The sequence below is a fragment of the Stenotrophomonas sp. SbOxS2 genome (assembly GCF_013416715.1).
GTDB lineage: Bacteria > Pseudomonadota > Gammaproteobacteria > Xanthomonadales > Xanthomonadaceae > Stenotrophomonas > Stenotrophomonas lactitubi.
Genome location: NZ_JAAVXD010000004.1, coordinates 301,633 through 318,161 on the forward strand (window position 1 = coordinate 301,633; position 16,529 = coordinate 318,161).

General features: G+C 67.6%; 17 protein-coding genes. 7 read left to right on the forward strand and 10 right to left on the reverse strand.

Annotated features, from left to right (window positions below):
• Positions 1–27: 27 nt before the first annotated feature.
• Complete coding sequence (locus HFK18_RS09295) at positions 28–804, reverse strand: AMP nucleosidase (RefSeq protein WP_025874105.1); 777 nt, start codon at positions 802–804, stop codon at positions 28–30.
• Positions 805–957: 153 nt separating this feature from the next.
• Between HFK18_RS09295 and HFK18_RS09300 the strand changes: the two genes are divergently transcribed.
• From HFK18_RS09300 to HFK18_RS09320, 5 genes are all read left to right on the forward strand, one after another.
• A complete protein-coding gene (locus HFK18_RS09300) occupies positions 958–2,367 on the forward strand; it encodes an amidohydrolase (protein WP_180165967.1) in 1,410 nt (469 codons plus the stop codon).
• Complete coding sequence (locus tag HFK18_RS09305) at positions 2,367–3,635, forward strand: amidohydrolase family protein (protein ID WP_180165968.1); 1,269 nt, start codon at positions 2,367–2,369, stop codon at positions 3,633–3,635. The genes HFK18_RS09300 and HFK18_RS09305 overlap by 1 nt, the downstream gene beginning before the upstream one ends.
• A 19-nt stretch (positions 3,636–3,654) precedes the next feature.
• Positions 3,655–4,287 (forward strand): DsbA family protein, encoded by a 633-nt coding sequence (locus tag HFK18_RS09310; protein ID WP_180165969.1) that lies wholly within the window; start codon positions 3,655–3,657, stop codon positions 4,285–4,287.
• A 95-nt stretch (positions 4,288–4,382) separates the two neighbouring features.
• The gene (locus HFK18_RS09315; RefSeq protein ID WP_049464775.1) at positions 4,383–5,324 is read left to right on the forward strand and encodes a DegV family protein; all 942 of its coding nucleotides are present in this window, start codon (positions 4,383–4,385) and stop codon (positions 5,322–5,324) included.
• A gap of 78 nt (positions 5,325–5,402) precedes the next feature.
• Complete coding sequence (locus tag HFK18_RS09320; protein ID WP_180165970.1) at positions 5,403–5,741, forward strand: hypothetical protein; 339 nt, start codon at positions 5,403–5,405, stop codon at positions 5,739–5,741.
• A gap of 222 nt (positions 5,742–5,963) precedes the next feature.
• Here HFK18_RS09320 and HFK18_RS09325 read toward each other — a convergent pair whose 3' ends face one another.
• From HFK18_RS09325 to HFK18_RS09340, 4 genes are all read right to left on the reverse strand, one after another.
• On the reverse strand, positions 5,964–7,373 hold the full coding sequence (locus HFK18_RS09325) for an efflux transporter outer membrane subunit (protein WP_180165971.1): 1,410 nt from the start codon (positions 7,371–7,373) through the stop codon (positions 5,964–5,966).
• Positions 7,370–8,452: an HlyD family secretion protein gene (locus HFK18_RS09330; RefSeq protein WP_180165972.1), complete on the reverse strand. Its 1,083-nt coding sequence runs from the start codon at positions 8,450–8,452 to the stop codon at positions 7,370–7,372. Before HFK18_RS09330 ends, HFK18_RS09325 begins: the two co-directional genes overlap by 4 nt.
• A 22-nt stretch (positions 8,453–8,474) precedes the next feature.
• Positions 8,475–10,004 (reverse strand): MFS transporter, encoded by a 1,530-nt coding sequence (locus HFK18_RS09335; protein WP_180165973.1) that lies wholly within the window; start codon positions 10,002–10,004, stop codon positions 8,475–8,477.
• Between the two features lie 154 nt (positions 10,005–10,158).
• Positions 10,159–11,076 carry a LysR family transcriptional regulator gene (locus HFK18_RS09340; protein ID WP_100462647.1) on the reverse strand — a complete coding sequence of 306 codons (918 nt, stop codon included), beginning with the start codon at positions 11,074–11,076 and terminating at the stop codon, positions 10,159–10,161.
• A 140-nt stretch (positions 11,077–11,216) separates the two neighbouring features.
• On the opposite strand from HFK18_RS09340, the gene HFK18_RS09345 reads away from it, so the two are divergent.
• Positions 11,217–11,657: a universal stress protein gene (locus HFK18_RS09345; RefSeq protein WP_108265927.1), complete on the forward strand. Its 441-nt coding sequence runs from the start codon at positions 11,217–11,219 to the stop codon at positions 11,655–11,657.
• A gap of 11 nt (positions 11,658–11,668) precedes the next feature.
• On the forward strand, positions 11,669–12,139 hold the full coding sequence (locus HFK18_RS09350; protein WP_180165975.1) for a hypothetical protein: 471 nt from the start codon (positions 11,669–11,671) through the stop codon (positions 12,137–12,139).
• A 42-nt stretch (positions 12,140–12,181) separates the two neighbouring features.
• Here the strand turns inward: HFK18_RS09350 and HFK18_RS09355 are convergent, their stop codons facing one another.
• From HFK18_RS09355 to frmR, 5 genes are all read right to left on the reverse strand, one after another.
• Positions 12,182–13,627: a GGDEF domain-containing protein gene (locus tag HFK18_RS09355; protein WP_180165976.1), complete on the reverse strand. Its 1,446-nt coding sequence runs from the start codon at positions 13,625–13,627 to the stop codon at positions 12,182–12,184.
• 184 nt (positions 13,628–13,811) lie between these two features.
• A complete protein-coding gene (gene fghA / locus HFK18_RS09360) occupies positions 13,812–14,642 on the reverse strand; it encodes an S-formylglutathione hydrolase (protein ID WP_180165978.1) in 831 nt (276 codons plus the stop codon).
• Positions 14,643–14,705: 63 nt separating this feature from the next.
• Positions 14,706–15,065, reverse strand: coding sequence for a YqcC family protein (locus tag HFK18_RS09365; protein WP_100553533.1), 360 nt, complete (start codon positions 15,063–15,065; stop codon positions 14,706–14,708).
• Positions 15,066–15,073: 8 nt separating this feature from the next.
• The gene (locus HFK18_RS09370) at positions 15,074–16,183 is read right to left on the reverse strand and encodes an S-(hydroxymethyl)glutathione dehydrogenase/class III alcohol dehydrogenase (RefSeq protein WP_108265928.1); all 1,110 of its coding nucleotides are present in this window, start codon (positions 16,181–16,183) and stop codon (positions 15,074–15,076) included.
• A 62-nt stretch (positions 16,184–16,245) separates the two neighbouring features.
• Positions 16,246–16,521: a formaldehyde-responsive transcriptional repressor FrmR gene (gene frmR, locus HFK18_RS09375; protein ID WP_005411009.1), complete on the reverse strand. Its 276-nt coding sequence runs from the start codon at positions 16,519–16,521 to the stop codon at positions 16,246–16,248.
• Positions 16,522–16,529 lie beyond the last annotated feature (8 nt).

Below are 16,529 nucleotides of genomic sequence, written 5' to 3' on the forward strand. Positions count from 1 at the left end.
CCGGCGCACCGCGCCAGGCCATCATCATCATTCGTCGAAGCGCAGGTGGCGGACCGACTTGCCGTTGCGCCGGATAAGCTTAAGCGCCTCGATGCCGATCTGGATATGGTTTTCCACGAACTGCGAGCTGACCTTGGCGTCGGACGCCTCGGTTTTCACCCCGTCCGGGATCATCGGCTGGTCTGAAACCAGCAGCAGGGCGCCACTGGGAATGTGGTTGGCGAAGCCGGCGGCGAAGATCGTCGCGGTTTCCATGTCGATGGCCATGCAGCGCATCGCCCGCAGCCGCTCCTTGAAGGCCTCGTCGTGCTCCCAGACCCGGCGGTTGGTGGTGTAGACGGTGCCGGTCCAGTAATCGTGGCCAAGGTCGCGGATCATGGTGGAGACCGCGCGCTGCAGGGCAAAGGCGGGCAAGGCCGGCACTTCCGGCGGCAGGTAGTCGCCCGAGGTGCCTTCGCCGCGGATGGCCGCGATCGGCAGCACCAGGTCGCCCAGCTCGTTCTTGCGCTTCAGCCCCCCGCACTTGCCCAGGAACAGCACGGCCTTGGGCATCACCGCCGACAGCAGATCCATGATGATCGCGGCATTGGGGCTGCCCATGCCGAAGTTGATCATGGTGATGCCGTCGATGGTGGCACTGGCCATGGGCCGGTCCAGGCCGATCACCGGCGCACCGGTCAGCGCGGAGAACGTATGCAGGTAGCCCCCGAAGTTGGTCAGCAGGATGTGCTGGCCGAACTGGTCCAGGGGCACGCCGGTATAGCGCGGCAGCCAGTTGTCGACGATGTCCTGCTTGCTCTTCATGGGCGGTCCGGTGCGGCGTGGGGAGCACCATTTTCCGGGAGGCGGACGTTGCCGTCGAGATGGCAGATGCGGCCCCGTGAACAAGGACACTTGGCAAGCAGGCCGGTCCCCGGCTAGCGTCGGTGGGTTGAACACGCTGCCAAGGGGATCTGCATGACATCGACGTTGTTGCGCGCCGGGTTGGGTCTGGCGCTGGTATCGCTGAGCACGGCGCCGGCCGTGGGCGCTTCGCGCTTCGTGGCCGATCCCTACCCGAGCACCTACCAGGCGCATCCCGATGGGCCGTTGCTGATCCAGAACGCCACCGTGCTGACCGGCACCGGCCAGCGCCTGGACAACGCCGATGTGTTGCTGCGCGATGGCCGCATCGTCGCCGTCGGCGATGCGCTGCAGGTCGACGCTGGCGTCACCCGCATCAACGCCGACGGCAAATGGGTGACCCCGGGCCTGATCGACGTGCATTCGCACCTGGGCGTCTATCCCAGCCCTGGCGTCAGCGCGCACAGCGACGGCAACGAGATGACCGCGCCGGTCACCGCCAATGTCTGGGCCGAGCATTCGGTATGGCCGCAGGACCCCGGTTTCCAGGCGGCGCTGGCCGGCGGGGTGACCAGCATGCAGGTGCTGCCCGGCTCGGCCAACCTGGTCGGTGGCCGCGGCGTAACGCTGAAGAACGTGCCTGCCACCACCTACCAGGCGATGAAATTCCCCGGCGCGCCGTGGGGCCTGAAGATGGCCTGCGGCGAGAACCCCAAGCGCGTCTATGGTGGCGGCAAGGGCGTTGCACCTGCCACGCGGATGGGCAACGTGGCCGGTTACCGCGCAGCCTTCATCGACGCGGCCGACTACATCGCCAAGAACAAACCGAAGCCGGCCAAGCGCAAGGGCTGGTTCGGCAGCGACAAGGGCGACAGCGCCGGTGACGCCGGCGGCAAGCGCGACCTCAAGCTGGACACGTTGGCGGGTGCAATCCAGGGCGATATCCGCGTGCATATCCACTGCTATCGCGCCGATGAAATGGCCACCATGCTCGACCTGTCCAAGGAATTCGGCTTCAAGGTGGCCGCCTTCCACCATGGCGTGGAGGCCTACAAACTGGCCGACCGGCTGGCGGCCGAAGGCGTGTGCGGGGCACTGTGGGCCGACTGGTGGGGCTTCAAGATGGAGGCCTTCGACGGCATCGCCGAGAACATCGCGCTGGTCGACCGGCCGAAGAACAGCTGCGCCATCGTCCACTCCGACTCGCCCGAAGGCATCCAGCGCCTGAACCAGGAAGCGGCCAAGGTGATGGCCGCCGCGCGCCGCGCGCACATGCCCGAGATCGCGCCGGAACGCGCGATCACCTGGATGACCGCCAACGCCGCCAAGGCGCTGGGCATCGACGCGCAGACCGGCACGCTGGAGGCCGGAAAGATGGCCGACGTGGTGATCTGGAACGGCAACCCCTTCAGTTCGTATGCACTGGCCGAACAGGTGTTCGTCGATGGCCGCCGTGTGTACGACCGCAGCACGCCGCCGGCAACGCCGCGGTCGGATTTCCAACTTGGGCAGGAGCTGCGCTGATGGGCATGTTCAAGGCAATGGCGAAGCCTGCCGCAACGCTCGGCGCTGCCGTCATGGCGCTGGCCTGCATCGCATCGTCTGCACAGGCGCAGGACCTGCTGGTGCGCGGTGCGACCGTCGCTACCGCCAGCGCACGCGGCAACGTGGAGGACGCCGACGTGCTGGTGCAGGGCGGCATCATCCGCGCGGTGGGTCGCGGCCTGTCCGCACCGGCCGGCGTGCCGGTGGTCGAGGCCAAGGGCCGCACGCTGACCCCTGCCCTGTTCGGCGGTATCACCGAGATCGGCATCGAGGAAGTGTCCGGCGAATCGAGCACGGTCGACAGCGCGCTGAAGATCGGTGAGCAGCCGCTGCGTCCGGAATTCGACGTGACCCTGGCCTACAACCCCGCTTCGGTGCTGATTCCGGTGGCACGCCTGGACGGTATCGGCTTCACGGCACTGGGCGCTGCCACCGGCGGTGGCTTCGTCGCCGGCCAGGGTGGCGTGGTGCGTTTCGATGGCAGTGCCGACCCGATCGGCCCGCGCGCCCTGTTCCTGCGCCTGGGTGCGGCGGCGTCTGAACTGACCGGGCAATCGCGCGCGGCGCAATGGATGCTGCTGCAGCAGATGGTCGATGAAGCACGTGGCCAGGTCGCCGCCGATTCGCCGCATGCGCTGCTGACCCCGGCCGGTCGCCGCACGCTGGCCCGCTATCTGTCCGGGCAAGGCCGCATCGTGGTGGAAGTGGACCGCGCGGCCGACATCCGCCAGCTGCTGCGCTGGGCGGCCCGCGAAAAAGTGAAGATCGCCATCGCCGGCGGTGCCGAGGCCTGGCAGCTGGCACCGGAACTGGCAGCGGCCAAGGTGCCGGTGTTCGTCGACGCACTGGGCAACCTGCCGACGACCTTCGACCAGATCGGCGCCACCCTGGAAAACGCCGCGCGGTTGCAGCGCGCCGGCGTACCGGTGGCCTTCGCACAGCGCGACGATGCCTCGCACAACGCGCGCAAGATGCGCCAGCTGGCCGGCAATGCGGTAGCCAATGGCCTGCCCTGGGCCGACGGCCTGGCCGGGCTGACCCGGGTACCGGCCGAGGTGCTGGGCGTGGCCGACCAGATCGGCAGCATCGAGCCGGGCAAGCGTGCCGACCTGGTGCTGTGGGAGGGTGATCCGCTGGATGTGGCGCACTATGCCGAACAGGTCTGGCTGGGCGGTCGTGCGATGCCGATGCGCTCGCGCCAGACCGAACTGCGCGACCGCTACCTGCAGCGCAACGCGCAGCCCTGATCGTTACAAGGAGCCACCGATGCCCACCCTGCGCTGGTATTTCGACTTCGTCTCGCCCTATTCCTACCTGCACTGGCAGAAGGTGAAGCGGCTGCCGCAGTTCGAGCACATCCAACCGGTACCGATCGCCTTTGGTGCGGTCCTGCACCATCTGGGCAATCTCGGCCCGGCGGAGATCCCGGCCAAGCGCCGTTTCATGTACCGCCAGCTGCTGTGGACCGCGCAGGCCGAGGGCACCCCTCTGCGCTTCCCGCCCGGGCATCCGTTCAACCCGCTGGCGGCCCTGCGCCTGTGCCTGGCCGCGGGCGCCAGCACCGAGGCGGTGGATGTGCTGTTTGACTGGATCTGGCGCGACGGCCACGCGGCCGACAGCGCCCCGGCCCTGCGCGAACCCGCCACCCGGCTGGGTATCAGCGATGTGGAGGCGGCCATTGGCGAGCCGGCAATCAAGGAACAGCTGCGACGCAACACCGACGCGGCAATCGAGGCCGGCGTATTCGGCGTGCCGACCCTGGCCATCGACGGCGAACTGTTCTGGGGCAACGATACCCACCCGCTGATGGCGGCGGTGCTGGACGACCCGGGCCTGCTGGATCGCCCCGACTGGCAGCAGGCGGTGGCCCTGCCGATGGCAGTGCAGCGCAGTCGCTGAACAGGCAGTGGCGCATTTCCCTCGCGCGCCCGATCCGGTTTTGAGATAGTTTTCACATTTCCGAACCTACAACCGCCCTGGAGGGGGAGCCGCGGATGCGCATCGGAATCGTCGTCGACTCGGCCTGCGACCTGCCGCAGGACTTCATTGCCGAGCACAACATCGTGCTGTTGCCGATCACCGTACGGATCGGCGAAGCCGTGCTCGCCGACCACCGCGACGAGCAGGCCACGCTGAGCTTCCTGCACGCACACGTCGCCGAGCACGGCGCCGAAGCGGAGACCATCCCCTTCAGCGTCAACCAGATCCGCGACCTGTTCCTGCAGCGCCTGGTGATCGACTACGACCACGTGTTCTGCATGACCATCACCAAGACCCGCAGCCCGATCCACGACAACGCGCTGCAGGCCAGCTTCGCCATCCTCAACGACTACAAGCCGGTGCGGCAGGCGGCAGGCTACAACTCGCCGTTCGCGCTGCGTGTGCTCGACACCCAGAACCTGTTCGCCGCACAGGCGGTGACGGCGGTGGAAGCGGTGCGCCTGCGTGCCAGCGACGCCAGCGTGCAGCAGATCCGCGAGCGCTTGGAAGAACTGGCGGGCAACGTGCACGGCTACATGGTCACCCGCGACCTGTACTACATGCGCGCCCGCGCCCGGCACAAGGGCGACCGCAGCGTCGGCCTGCTCAGCGCGGCGCTGGGCAGCGCGCTGGACATCAAGCCGGTGCTGCATGGCTATCGCGGCGAGACCGGGCCGGTGGCGAAGATCAAGGGTTTCGACAATGCCGTGCTGAAGCTGTTCGGCGTGGTCGGCCAGCGTGTGCGCGCCGGCCTGATGACGCCCACCGTGTGCGTCAGCTACGGCGGTGAACTGGACGAGCTACGCGCCCTGCCCGGCTATGCGCAGATGAAAGAGGTCTGCGCCGGCCATGGCGTGACCGTGTACGAATCGGTGATGAGCCTGACCGGCATGGTCAACGTCGGCAAGGGCGCGGTCACCGTGGGCTTCGCCGATGGGCCGCATCGGTTTGAATGAAGGCCAACCACGCATTGGAATCTGCACATCGATTCCACCGCGTTTATGCCAGCCTAGCGCCACCTCAAGGAGACCAACATGCCTGCGCAGTACCACATCAGCCTGCCCGACCCGTCCAAGGCCCGCGGCAATGACCCCGACCTGGCTTTCCATTCGCAGGGCGCGGCCGGCTTCGCCGAAGAACTGCAGAACGCGCTGCGAAATGGCAGCCTGTTCGAGCGCTGGCGCGACAAGCAGCCGGACCCGGATGCGGTGGAGCCGCAGTGGGGCGTGACCGATCCGGAGGCCACCGTGACCGGTGAGCAGAAGGACCTGCGCATCAACCTGGTGGCCACCACCCGCATCGACAGTGATGTGTTCAAGCAGCGCCTGCGCCTGCTGGCCGGGCACCACTGGGAACTGCGCGACGTGCGTTGAATTCCGTCTCTGGTAGGCGCCAACCTTGGTTGGCGCTTTCCAAAAGGCTGCCAACCAAGGTTGGCATCTACCGACTCCTCGTTGCCGGCACTACCGAGCACCAGGATCTGCTGCTATCGCGAGAAGTCGTCGGACTGACGACCAGGGTAGTGCCGGCCGCTGGCCGGCAATCCATGCATCCTGCAGCTGCCGGCCAGCGGCCGGCACTCCCCATCCTGCGCCCTACCAACCGCCGCCCAGCGCGCGATACAGCTCCACGCGCGCAATCGCGGCTGTGGCCTGGCTGTTGGCCAGCGCGGCCTGGTTGTCCAGCGCGATGCGTTGCGTGTTCAATACATCCAGCATGTCGACCACGCCGGCCTGGTACTGCCGACGCGCAGCGCCCAGCGCCGTCTCGCTCTCATCCACCGCCACATGCAGCTGCGCGGTGCGTTGCTGTTCGGCGGCATAGCCGTCGATGGCGTCGTCCACTTCATGCCAGGCCTGCAGCACGGTACGGCGGAACTGCAGCGCCGACTGTTGCTGCTGCAGCCTGCTCAGCGCCAGATTGGCCTTCAGGCGTCCGCCCTGGAAGATCGGCAGGCTGATCGACGGCCCGACGCTGAAGCGATGCGCGTTCCAACCATCCAGGTCATCCAGCTGCCTGGCCTGGAAGCCGGCATCGCCATTCAAGGTGATGCGCGGCAGGAAGCTGGCCTTGGCCACGCCGATACCCGCCGTGGCTGCATGCAGTGCGGCCTCGGCACGGCGGACATCGGGGCGACGCTCGGCCAGCTCACTGGGCATGCCCACGGACACGGTCGGCAACGCTGGCCAGTCGCGGCGCGCGTTCTGCAACTGCGCGTCCAACGTCTGCGGTGGCTGCGCCAGCAGGAACGCCAGCGCATTGCGCAGTTGTGATTCTCGATGCCGCAACGGCGCGATGCGCGCCTGCAACGATGCCACCTGCGCCGCCGCACTGGAGACCTGCAACGTGCTGGCCACGCCCTGGCGTTGGCGCGCTTCGGTCAACCGCTTGATGTCGTGGGCGATGCTGAGATTGTCCTCGGTGATGGCCAGCAGCTGGCGTGTTGCGCGCAACTGCAGGTAATCGCGCGCGGTTTCCGCCAGCAGCGCGATACGCACCGCGTGTGCATCTTCCTCGGCCATCTGCACGCGTGCGTCGGCCGCTTCCACCTGACGGCGTACGCGGCCCCACAGATCCAGTTCCCAGCTCATGCCGATGCCGGCCTGGAACAAGCCATAGTCTTCACGACCGCCATTACCGGATGGATCGTTCAGGCCTACCTCGCTGTTGCGCGCACGCACGCCGCTGGCGGTGGCGCTGACGCTGGGCAGGCGATCGGCAGCGGTGACACCCCGCGCGGCGCGGCTCTGCTGCACGCGGTTGGCCGCCAGCTGCAGGTCGAGATTGGCCTGCAACACCCGCGTCGCCAACTGGCCCAGCAGCGGGTCATCGAAACCGGACCACCAGCGGGCGTCGTCATCCAGCGCAGCTGACGCCACCGCTTCGCCCTGCCACTGCGTGGGCAGTTCGGCCTGCGGGCGCACGAAGTCCGGGCCCAGCGTGCAGGCGGTCAACGCCGTGCACAGTACCGCTGCAACCAGTACACGCGGGATTACGCGGATCATGCGCCCTCCCCGCCCTTGCGGTGCTGCTCGCGCTGCGCACTCTGCACGTGCTGCGTGCTCTGCAGATCCACGCTCGCTTCCACCGACATGCCGGCACGCAGCTGGCCCAGCAATGCCTGCCCCGGCTCCAGCACGATCTTCACCGGAATGCGCTGCACCACCTTGGTGAAGTTGCCGGTCGCGTTCTCCGGTGCAATCGCGGCGAACGTCACGCCGGTGGCTGGTGCGATGCTGTCGATATGGCCACGCAGCGGCGTGCCGGGAAATACGTCCACCGTCAGCTCAACCTGTTGCCCGGGCTGCATGCGGGTCATCTGCGTTTCCTGGAAGTTGGCGACCACGAAGGCGCGCTGCAGCGGCACCACCGCGGCCACCGGCGTGCCCGGGGTCAGGTAGGCCCCGACGCGCACTGCGCGGCGTCCGACCATGCCGTCGATGGGTGCGCGCAGCTCGGTGTGCGACAGATCCAGTTCGGCGCGTGCCTGCGCGGCTTCGGCACGCTGCACGGCCGCTTGCGCGGCCTGCACCCCGGCAGTGAGGATGTCGGTGCGCTGGCGTGCGGTCGACAATGCCGCCTGCCCCTGTTGCAGGTGCGCATTGGCCACGGCCTGCTTCGACTGCGCCTGCTGTGCGTTCTGCACGGTACCGGCGCCGTCGCGGGCCAGCTCGCGGTATCGCTGCTGGTCGGCGCTGGCCAGGGTCAGCTCGGAGCGGCTGACATCCACGCTCGCCCTGGCCTGTTCGATCAGCGAGCCCTGCTGTGCCAGCGCCGCCTGTGCGTTGGCCAGCTGTGCACGTGCATTGGCCAGGTCGGCGCGGGCGGCCAGCAAGGCGACCTGGTAGTCACGGTCATCGATGCGGGCCAGCACGTCACCGGCTTTCACCGCTTGGTTGTCCTGCACGTCCACCGCGCTGACGAAGCCGGCGATCTTGGGTGCGACCACCGTGTAATCAGCAACCACATAGGCGTTGTTGGTGGTCTGGTGGCGGCCATCGCGCAGCAGCAGCCATGCGGCGCCGGCCAGCACCAGCACGCCCAGGCCAAGGCCGGCGTTGAGATACGTTCGATTGATTGTCATGAGGGGGTTCCTGCGAAGGGAATCAGGCCACGGCACGTGGCGGATGGATGCGGGTGGGCATCCAGGCAATGAGGGGAATGAAGGCCAGCGCGACCAACGCGACCAGCAGGTACAGATCGGCCGAGGTCAATGCCTGCACCTGTGCATGCAGGCGTGCGCCCAGTTGCGGTCCATCGGCCAGCCACGGCTGTTCGCAGAGGCGATCGACCAGCACGGTGGAATGGAAATGTCGGCGTCCCTGCGCGACCGCTTCAAGCACGCCGCTGGCCAGTACCGCGGCAAAGCCCTTGACCGTGTTGAACCACGCCGAGGCGAAGGGGCCGTCCTGTGGCGCAAGGCCACCGGTGGCCAACATCAGCAGCGGCAGCACCGCCATCGGCTGGGCAAACACCTGCAGCAACTGCACCCACAGGAAGTTGTCGCGGATCCAGCTCACGTCCAGATGTGCGCCCAGCCAGCACGCCAGCGCCAGCAGCGCCAGGCCGGTGGCCTGCACCCAACGGCAATCGATCGCGCGGATGTTCAGCAACGCGGCTACCAACGGCAGCGCGATTACCTGCGGAACCGCCACCCACAGCAGCATCGGCGCGGTCTGTTGCGGCCGATAGCCCTGCACGCTGGCGAGGAAGCCGGAGGGAATGGAGATCACCGCCAGCAGCACGAACAGCACGCCACCCAGAGTAATCAGCGAATAGCTGAGGTTACGGTTGGCCAGCAGCTGCAGCTTGAAGAACGGCAACGGATGGAACCACTCGTTGACCATGAAAAGCACCAGCAGACCCGCACCGCCACCCAGCATCAGCGTGATCAACGACGAGTCGAACCAGTTCAAGCGCGGGCCCTGCACCAGGCCCAGTACCAGCAGCACCAGCGCCGGCAGGCCGAGCATCAGGCCGACACCATCGAACTGTGCGAAGCGCTCCAGCCGCAGGGGATCCTGTGGCAGCCCCCAGCCGACCATCGCCATCGCTGCCAGGCAGTACGGCACGATCTGCCAGAACGCCCAGTGCCAGCCCACCTGCTCCACCCAGAACGCGGCCAGCGGGGTGCCCATGCTCGGCCCGAAGGTGGCGGTCAGTGCGTAGGCGGCCAGGCCGTACAGCTTGATGCCCGGCGGCAGGAAGCGCAGCGCCACGCTCATCAGCAGCGGCGGCAACGCGCCACCGCACAGGCCCTGCAACGCGCGCAGCACCAGGAAGGTCTGCAGGTTGGGTGCCAGCGGGCACAGCACGCCCAGCACCATGAACACGCCGATCATCGCCAACGCAAAACGGCGCAGCGAAAAGGTGGCGGCGCACCACGGTGCGAACGCCATCGCGCTGACCGACATCGCGCTGTACAGCGCCACGATCCAGCTGCCGTCATCGACGCTGAAACCCATCGCACCGCGGATGTCGGCCAGTGCGACCTTGGTGACGTTCTCGTTGAAGCCCGACACCAGCACCGCCAGCAGCACACCGCACAGCCCTACCAGGATGCGCCGGTCGAGCCCGGGTGCGGCGACGGGCCGGGGCGCTGCCGACGCCGGCAGCACGGCGGCGGGCGTGCTCACTGCTGGCCGCCCATCCGTGCAGTGCACGGCATATGTGGAGTCATTGGATTGCGCTCAGTGAAACTATCGGGAGCGCAGTCTAGAAAGGCCGTTGCCTGTGAAAAATGGCGTGCCCGGCACCTCAGGCGTGCGTCCGGCGCACGCCTGCAGGCGATCAGTGGCGGGCCGCCTCGACCGAATCGCACATCACCTTGATCGCCCGCCGCAGCCACTGGTGCGCCGGGTCGTTGTCCATGCGCGGGTGCCAGGCCTGCACCAGTGCCACGGTGCGTACCGGCACCGGCAGCGGGAACATGCGCAGCGGCAGGCCCATGTGGGTGATGCGGTCGAGCATCACGCTCGGCATCTGCGGCAGTACCAGGTCTGAATCAGCAGCAGCGAAGATCGCACCGTGGAAGGTGGGGATGACCACCGCCACCCGCCGCTGCAGGCCGAGCACGGCCAGTTCCTCGTCGATCGGGCCGTGCGCCAGCCCGCGCCGGGACACGGCGATGTGGTCGCAGGCCGCGAAGCGCTCGGCACTGATGTCGCCGTCGAACAACGGATGATCCTCGCGTGCAGCGCCCAGCAGCGAGGTGGTGAACAGGTGCTGCACCTTGGTTTCCGGGCTGTGCTTGCCCGCAGTGCTGATGTACAGGTCGATCCGCCCCTGCACCATCGCATCGTCATCGGTATCGCCTTCGGGCACGAAGCGCAGCATGCAGCGCGGTGCCTGTTGGCGGAAAACCTCGCGCAGCCGGCCACCATAGCTGCCGATGAACACATCGTTGGCGCGCACGCTGAACGTGCGTTCCAGCGTGGCCATGTCGACCTCGCGGCCGGCATTGAACACGCGGTGTGCCTGCTCGATCACATCGCGCACCTGCTCACGCAGTTCCAGCGCGCGCGGCGTGGGGGCAAGCCCACGGCCGGCGCGCACCAGCACCGGATCACCCAGGGCCACGCGCACCCGGCCGAGGGTACGGCTCATCGCCGGCGCACTGAGATTCATCCGCCGCGCGGCGGCGGCCACGCTGCATTCGTCGATCAGCACATCCAGTGCCAGCAACAGGTTCAGGTCCGGCAAGGGCATGGCAGTCTCCGTAAATGCGATGACTCTACTGCAATCCAGACCAACCAGAGTTGCGTCCTGCGCACGCATTGACTGCGGCGCACGGCATGGGTGCGCGCGACGACATGCGCGACCATCACCGCCCTGCAAAGGAGCTTTTCATGTTCAACACCCTGCTGGTCGCGCTCGATGGCGGCCCCCAGCACGACCGCGTGCTGGACCTCGCCGCCGCCATGGCTGGCCCCCGCAGCCGTCTGCACCTGCTGTGCGTGCTCGACCCCGAATTCGCACTGGCAGCAGATGCCAGCGATGCCGACCGCCGCGAATATCCCGCCGCCGCCCGGCAGCAGGCGCATGCCGAAGCCGTGCTTGCCGACGCCCTGGCCGAGCTGCGCGAGCGCGGCGTGGACGCCATCGCACAACTACCGTCCGGCGACCCGGGCGAAGTGATCAGCGCGCAGGCGCGGCGCCTGCAGTGCGACCTGATCGTCATCGGCCACCGCCATCTGTCGCGTCTGCAGCGTCTGTTCGAGCCCTCGGTCGGGCAATGGACCATCGACCATGCGCCATGCCCGGTGCTGGTGGAAACCCGCGATCCGTAGGTACTCCCGGCATGGCCTCACGTTCCCCCGTATTTCCCACCCGCGTGAGTTATCGCGCCTTCGGCCGTCAGTTCAGTCGCGGCGAACAGGCCCTGCTGGCTGCGCTGCGGCAACTGGGCGACCCTGCGCTGCAGGCCGAGGGCCTGCTGCAACTGGCCGCACTGGGCCTGGATGCCGAAGGACGCGACGCCTTCCGTGAACTGCTGCCATTGCTGGCCACGCCGCATGCACCGATCGAACTGCTGCCGGCCGGGTCGCCGTTCATTTCCGCCAGCGAACTGGACCTGCTGGTCTGCCTGCTGCGCATTGCGCAATGGCGGCACGCACGCCCACGCGAGGACGATGTGCTGGCACCGCTGCGTCGCCAACTGGCATCTTGTGCGGCGGCGGTGCACGCCACGCCGTTGACGTTGCGGCAACGGTCGCTGTCACCAGTGGGCCTGCGCCTGCTGGATCCGGCCGGATGGCTGCGCCAGCGCTGATCGGCCGCGTACGTTCCTGTCGCGGCCGTGGCGCAGGCGTGCTCAACAGTCCAGCGTGCCGTGCGCGCCCCCGTGGTCGTCCAGCACGTGCGCGTGCAGGATCACCCGGTTGCGGCCTGCACGCTTGGCCGCGTACAGCCCGGCATCGGCATCGGCCAGCAACTGTTCGGCGCTGGCCAGCGCCGGCGGATGCAGGTAGCCCACACCCACGCTGATGCTGACCGGGCCTTCCGGCAGTGGCAATGCTTCCACCGCCTCGCGCAGACGCTCGGCCAGCGCAAGTACACCCGACAGCGGGCTGCCGGGCACGATCACCGCGAACTCCTCACCGCCATAGCGCGCCACGCTTTCGGCCGCGCGCCCGGCGGTGGCCTGCAGCACCGCAGCCACCGCCTGCAGGCAGCGGTCGCCGGCGGGATGACCGTGCTGGTCGTTGAATGCCTTGAAATGGTCGATATCCACCAGCAGCAACGCCATTTCGCTGCCGCTGCGGCGCGCACGGTTCCATTCGGCCAACAGCAGCGTATCGAATTCACGGCGATTGGCTACGCCGGTCAGGCCGTCCTGCCGCGCCAGCTGATCCAGGCCCGCCTGCCGTTCCAGCAGATCGATCTGCAGCAGCGTGCTGCGCAGGCCGAAGCCCAGTGTCGCCACCACGAAGCCGGTCACGGCCAAAGGCCGCGCGTGATCCACCACCAGAGTGCCGACCACCAGCAGCAGCAAGGGCAGGATGATCGGCCCACCCGCCTGCACCAATCGCAGCAGGCGGGGATGCAGCACGAAGCCCGGCGCCGGTGCCTGGCGCAACGCCAGCAGCGCCAGCAGCAGGAACGGCAGGTCGATCAACAGGTCGTTGTAGGCACCGAACGACTGTTCGGAGGTGTAGTGATTGATGTAGAACGCCAGCAGCAGATATGACAATGCGTACAGCGCCAGCGCGCGGTAGAAGCTGCGCCGTTCAGGCGCGTCGCCTGCGACCCAGCGCACCACCGCGAAACCGGCGATGCAGAGGTTCTGGATATCGAACATGCGCTGCATGTGGGCCATCGCCTGGTCATCGATGTCGATGCGGTCGGCGAAGGACTGGGTATGCACGAAGAACAGCACGCCCAGCAGCGCGGCCATCACGCCGTCGATCAGGCTGATCATCCGGCGTTCGCGACGGGCGCGGGCCAGGATGAACACCAGCGGCACGCCGTACAGCACGTACAACAGCAGGCTGGCGCGCGGGGTGATGTCGGACCGTCCGGCCCCCAGGGCGTCGGCCATGTTGAAGGCCATGCCACCGGCCCAGAGCAGCAGCGCCATTGCAGTGGCCCGCCAGCCCAGTGCAGCGCGGTCGCGTTGGCCGCGCCACAGGCAGGCCGCGGCGGCCAGCAGAGGCGCCGCGGTCAGGAACACGAACGATCCCCCACCGGCCGTACCCGGCCAGAACGCCACGACCACGCCATGGCAGATCACGAACATCAGCGCCAGCACAACCAGCATGCATCCCCCATGCGCAAGGCCGTATGGCGGCACGATAGCGCGCCGCCACGCCACAGCGGCGTGATCCACTGCAGCAAACTGGACTGTTCCTGCACCGCCCGGTAGTGCCGGCCGCTGGCCGGCAACCTGCAGCTCCGTGTTTCCCTGGGGTTGCCGGCCAGCGGCCGGCACTACCGGAGAGCCCTCAGGCGTTGAGGGCGCGGGCGTGGTGGGCGACGTGCTCGCCGATGAAGCTGGCGATGAAGTAATAGCTGTGGTCGTAGCCGGGCTGCAGGCGCAGGCTCAGCGGATGACCGGCGGCATCGCAGGCCTGCTGCAGGCGCTGCGGCTGCAGCTGGGTGTGCAGGAACTCATCGCCCTCGCCCTGGTCGACCAGCAGCGGCAGGCGCTCTCCGGCATTGGCCACAAGCTGGCAGGCATCCCACTGCGCCCAGTCGGCCGGGTTGTCACCGAGGTAGGCGGTGAACGCCCTCTGTCCCCACGGCACGTGACTGGGCGCGACGATCGGCGAGAACGCCGACACGCTGCGGTAATGGCCCGGGTTGCGCAGCGCGATCACCAGTGCACCGTGGCCGCCCATCGAATGGCCGCTGATGCCCCGCGCATCGGTAGCCGGGAAGTTCGCCTCGATCAGCGCCGGCAGTTCCTGCGCTACGTAGTCGTGCATGCGGTAGTGCTTCGCCCACGGCGCACGGGTGGCGTTGAGATAGAAGCCCGCGCCCTTGCCGAGGTCATAGCCCTCGGCATCGGCCATGTCATCGCCGCGCGGACTGGTGTCCGGGGCGACGATGATCACGCCGTGCTCGGCCGCGTAGCGCTGAGCCCCAGCCTTGGTGATGAAATTCTGCTCGGTGCAGGTCAGCCCGCTCAGCCAGTACAGCACCGGCAGCTTCTGGCTGGCGGCCTGCGGGGGCAGGTATACGGCGAACTGCATGTCGCAGCCCAGCGTGGTGGAGTGATGGCGATAGACGTCCTGCCAACCGCCGGCACAGGCGCGGTGTTCGATGCGTTCCATGATGTTCTCCTGCGCGGCGCGTCAGCGCACGCGTGCTTCTGGTAGATGCCGACCTTGGTCGGCTTATCCACGCACGGCGTGGATGCCTTTGTTGATCAGTTCATCCAGCTGCGCCAGCAAGCGCAGCAACGGCTCGACGCCAGGCTGGCCATCAAGATTGCGATATGCCGCCGCTGCCACGTTGCTGCGCGGCGGCCACTGGCCATCAGCGCGGGCCTCGTGCAGACGCGGCAGGAATACCTGCCCCAGCCACTGCTCGAACGACATGCCATCGTCGCTGCCGAAGGCCGAGGTCACCGCACGCGGTAGCCCCACTTCACCCACGACCCAGCCCAGCGCGCGCAGCGCCTGCTCGATCGGGGCCACCAGAGCCGCGCGCGGGTCTTCCGCACGCGGCCGGCGCAGGGCATCCAGCCAGCCCATGACGCGCCTCAGTAATGGACCACCGAACGGATCGACTTGCCTTCATGCATCAGGTCGAAAGCTTCGTTGATCTTGTCCAGGTCCATGGTGTGGGTGACGAACGGCGCCAGCTCGATATCGCCCTTCATCGCGTCTTCGACCATGCCCGGCAGCTGGCTGCGACCCTTCACGCCGCCAAACGCGGTACCCATCCACTTGCGGCCGGTGACCAGCTGGAACGGGCGGGTGGAGATCTCCTGGCCCGAACCGGCTACGCCGATCACCACGCTCTGGCCCCAGCCACGGTGCGCGCATTCCAGCGCCGCACGCATCACGTTGACGTTGCCGATGCACTCGAAGCTGTGGTCCACGCCCCAGGTGGTCATTTCGACAATGACCTGCTGGATCGGCTTGTCATGATCCTTCGGGTTGATGCAGTCGGTGGCACCGAATTCGCGGGCCAGCTCGAACTTGGACGGGTTGGTATCCACCGCGATGATGCGGCCGGCCTTGGCCTGGCGCGCACCCTGGATCACTGCCAGGCCGATGCCCCCCAGGCCGAACACAGCCACGCTGTCGCCTTCCTGCACCTTGGCGGTGTTGTGTACTGCACCGATGCCGGTGGTGACGCCACAGCCGAGCAGGCAGACATGCTCCGGGTTCGCATCCGGGTTGATCTTCGCCAGCGATACCTCGGCAACGACGGTGTATTCGCTGAAGGTCGAGCAGCCCATGTAGTGGTAGATCGGCTCACCGTTGTAGCTGAAGCGGCTGGTGCCATCGGGCATCACGCCCTTGCCCTGGGTGGCACGCACCGACACGCACAGGTTGGTCTTGCCGCTCTTGCAGAACAGGCATTCACCACACTCGGCGGTGTACAGCGGAATCACGTGGTCGCCCGGCTTCACACTGGTCACGCCCTCGCCCACTTCCACCACGATGCCTGCACCCTCATGGCCCAACACCACCGGGAACAGGCCTTCCGGATCATCGCCGGACAGAGTGAACGCATCGGTGTGGCAGACACCGGTGTGGGTGATCTTGACCAGCACTTCGCCCTGCTTCGGCGGGGCGACGTCGATCTCGACGATCTGCAGCGGCTGGCCAGGACCAAAGGCGACGGCGGCACGGGATTTCATGATGGCACTCTCCAAAAAGGCTTGCGGGAAACAGGATGCGCGGCGCTGTGTCGCGCCGTCGTTCATTTCAGGTACGAGCGGATCAACGCGCTCATGTCGCGCACGCGTTCGGCGCGTTGTTCATCGGAAGCGGCAGGCTGGCCGAACTCTTCGCGCAGGTGCGCCTCCATCACTTCGGACATCAGGCCGTTGACCGCCCCGCGGATGGCGGCGATCTGCTGCAGCACCGGCCCGCAGTCGGCGCCGGCCTCCAGCGCGCGGTCCAGCGCATCGCACTGGCCGCGGATGCGGCGCACGCGGGCGAGAACCTTCTTTTTTTCTTCGGGGGAGTGCGGCATGGCAGGCC

What these genes read in the sequence shown, in the direction of transcription:
- HFK18_RS09295 (WP_025874105.1), bottom strand. Translation starts at nt 804, where the DNA reads ATGAAGAGCAAGCAGGACATCGTCGACAACTGGCTGCCGCGCTATACC.
- HFK18_RS09300 (WP_180165967.1), top strand. Translation starts at nt 958, where the DNA reads ATGACATCGACGTTGTTGCGCGCCGGGTTGGGTCTGGCGCTGGTATCG.
- HFK18_RS09305 (WP_180165968.1), top strand. Translation starts at nt 2,367, where the DNA reads ATGGGCATGTTCAAGGCAATGGCGAAGCCTGCCGCAACGCTCGGCGCT.
- HFK18_RS09310 (WP_180165969.1), top strand. Translation starts at nt 3,655, where the DNA reads ATGCCCACCCTGCGCTGGTATTTCGACTTCGTCTCGCCCTATTCCTAC.
- HFK18_RS09315 (WP_049464775.1), top strand. Translation starts at nt 4,383, where the DNA reads ATGCGCATCGGAATCGTCGTCGACTCGGCCTGCGACCTGCCGCAGGAC.
- HFK18_RS09320 (WP_180165970.1), top strand. Translation starts at nt 5,403, where the DNA reads ATGCCTGCGCAGTACCACATCAGCCTGCCCGACCCGTCCAAGGCCCGC.
- HFK18_RS09325 (WP_180165971.1), bottom strand. Translation starts at nt 7,373, where the DNA reads ATGATCCGCGTAATCCCGCGTGTACTGGTTGCAGCGGTACTGTGCACG.
- HFK18_RS09330 (WP_180165972.1), bottom strand. Translation starts at nt 8,452, where the DNA reads ATGACAATCAATCGAACGTATCTCAACGCCGGCCTTGGCCTGGGCGTG.
- HFK18_RS09340 (WP_100462647.1), bottom strand. Translation starts at nt 11,076, where the DNA reads ATGCCCTTGCCGGACCTGAACCTGTTGCTGGCACTGGATGTGCTGATC.
- HFK18_RS09345 (WP_108265927.1), top strand. Translation starts at nt 11,217, where the DNA reads ATGTTCAACACCCTGCTGGTCGCGCTCGATGGCGGCCCCCAGCACGAC.
- HFK18_RS09350 (WP_180165975.1), top strand. Translation starts at nt 11,669, where the DNA reads ATGGCCTCACGTTCCCCCGTATTTCCCACCCGCGTGAGTTATCGCGCC.
- HFK18_RS09355 (WP_180165976.1), bottom strand. Translation starts at nt 13,627, where the DNA reads ATGCTGGTTGTGCTGGCGCTGATGTTCGTGATCTGCCATGGCGTGGTC.
- fghA (WP_180165978.1), bottom strand. Translation starts at nt 14,642, where the DNA reads ATGGAACGCATCGAACACCGCGCCTGTGCCGGCGGTTGGCAGGACGTC.
- HFK18_RS09365 (WP_100553533.1), bottom strand. Translation starts at nt 15,065, where the DNA reads ATGGGCTGGCTGGATGCCCTGCGCCGGCCGCGTGCGGAAGACCCGCGC.
- HFK18_RS09370 (WP_108265928.1), bottom strand. Translation starts at nt 16,183, where the DNA reads ATGAAATCCCGTGCCGCCGTCGCCTTTGGTCCTGGCCAGCCGCTGCAG.
- frmR (WP_005411009.1), bottom strand. Translation starts at nt 16,521, where the DNA reads ATGCCGCACTCCCCCGAAGAAAAAAAGAAGGTTCTCGCCCGCGTGCGC.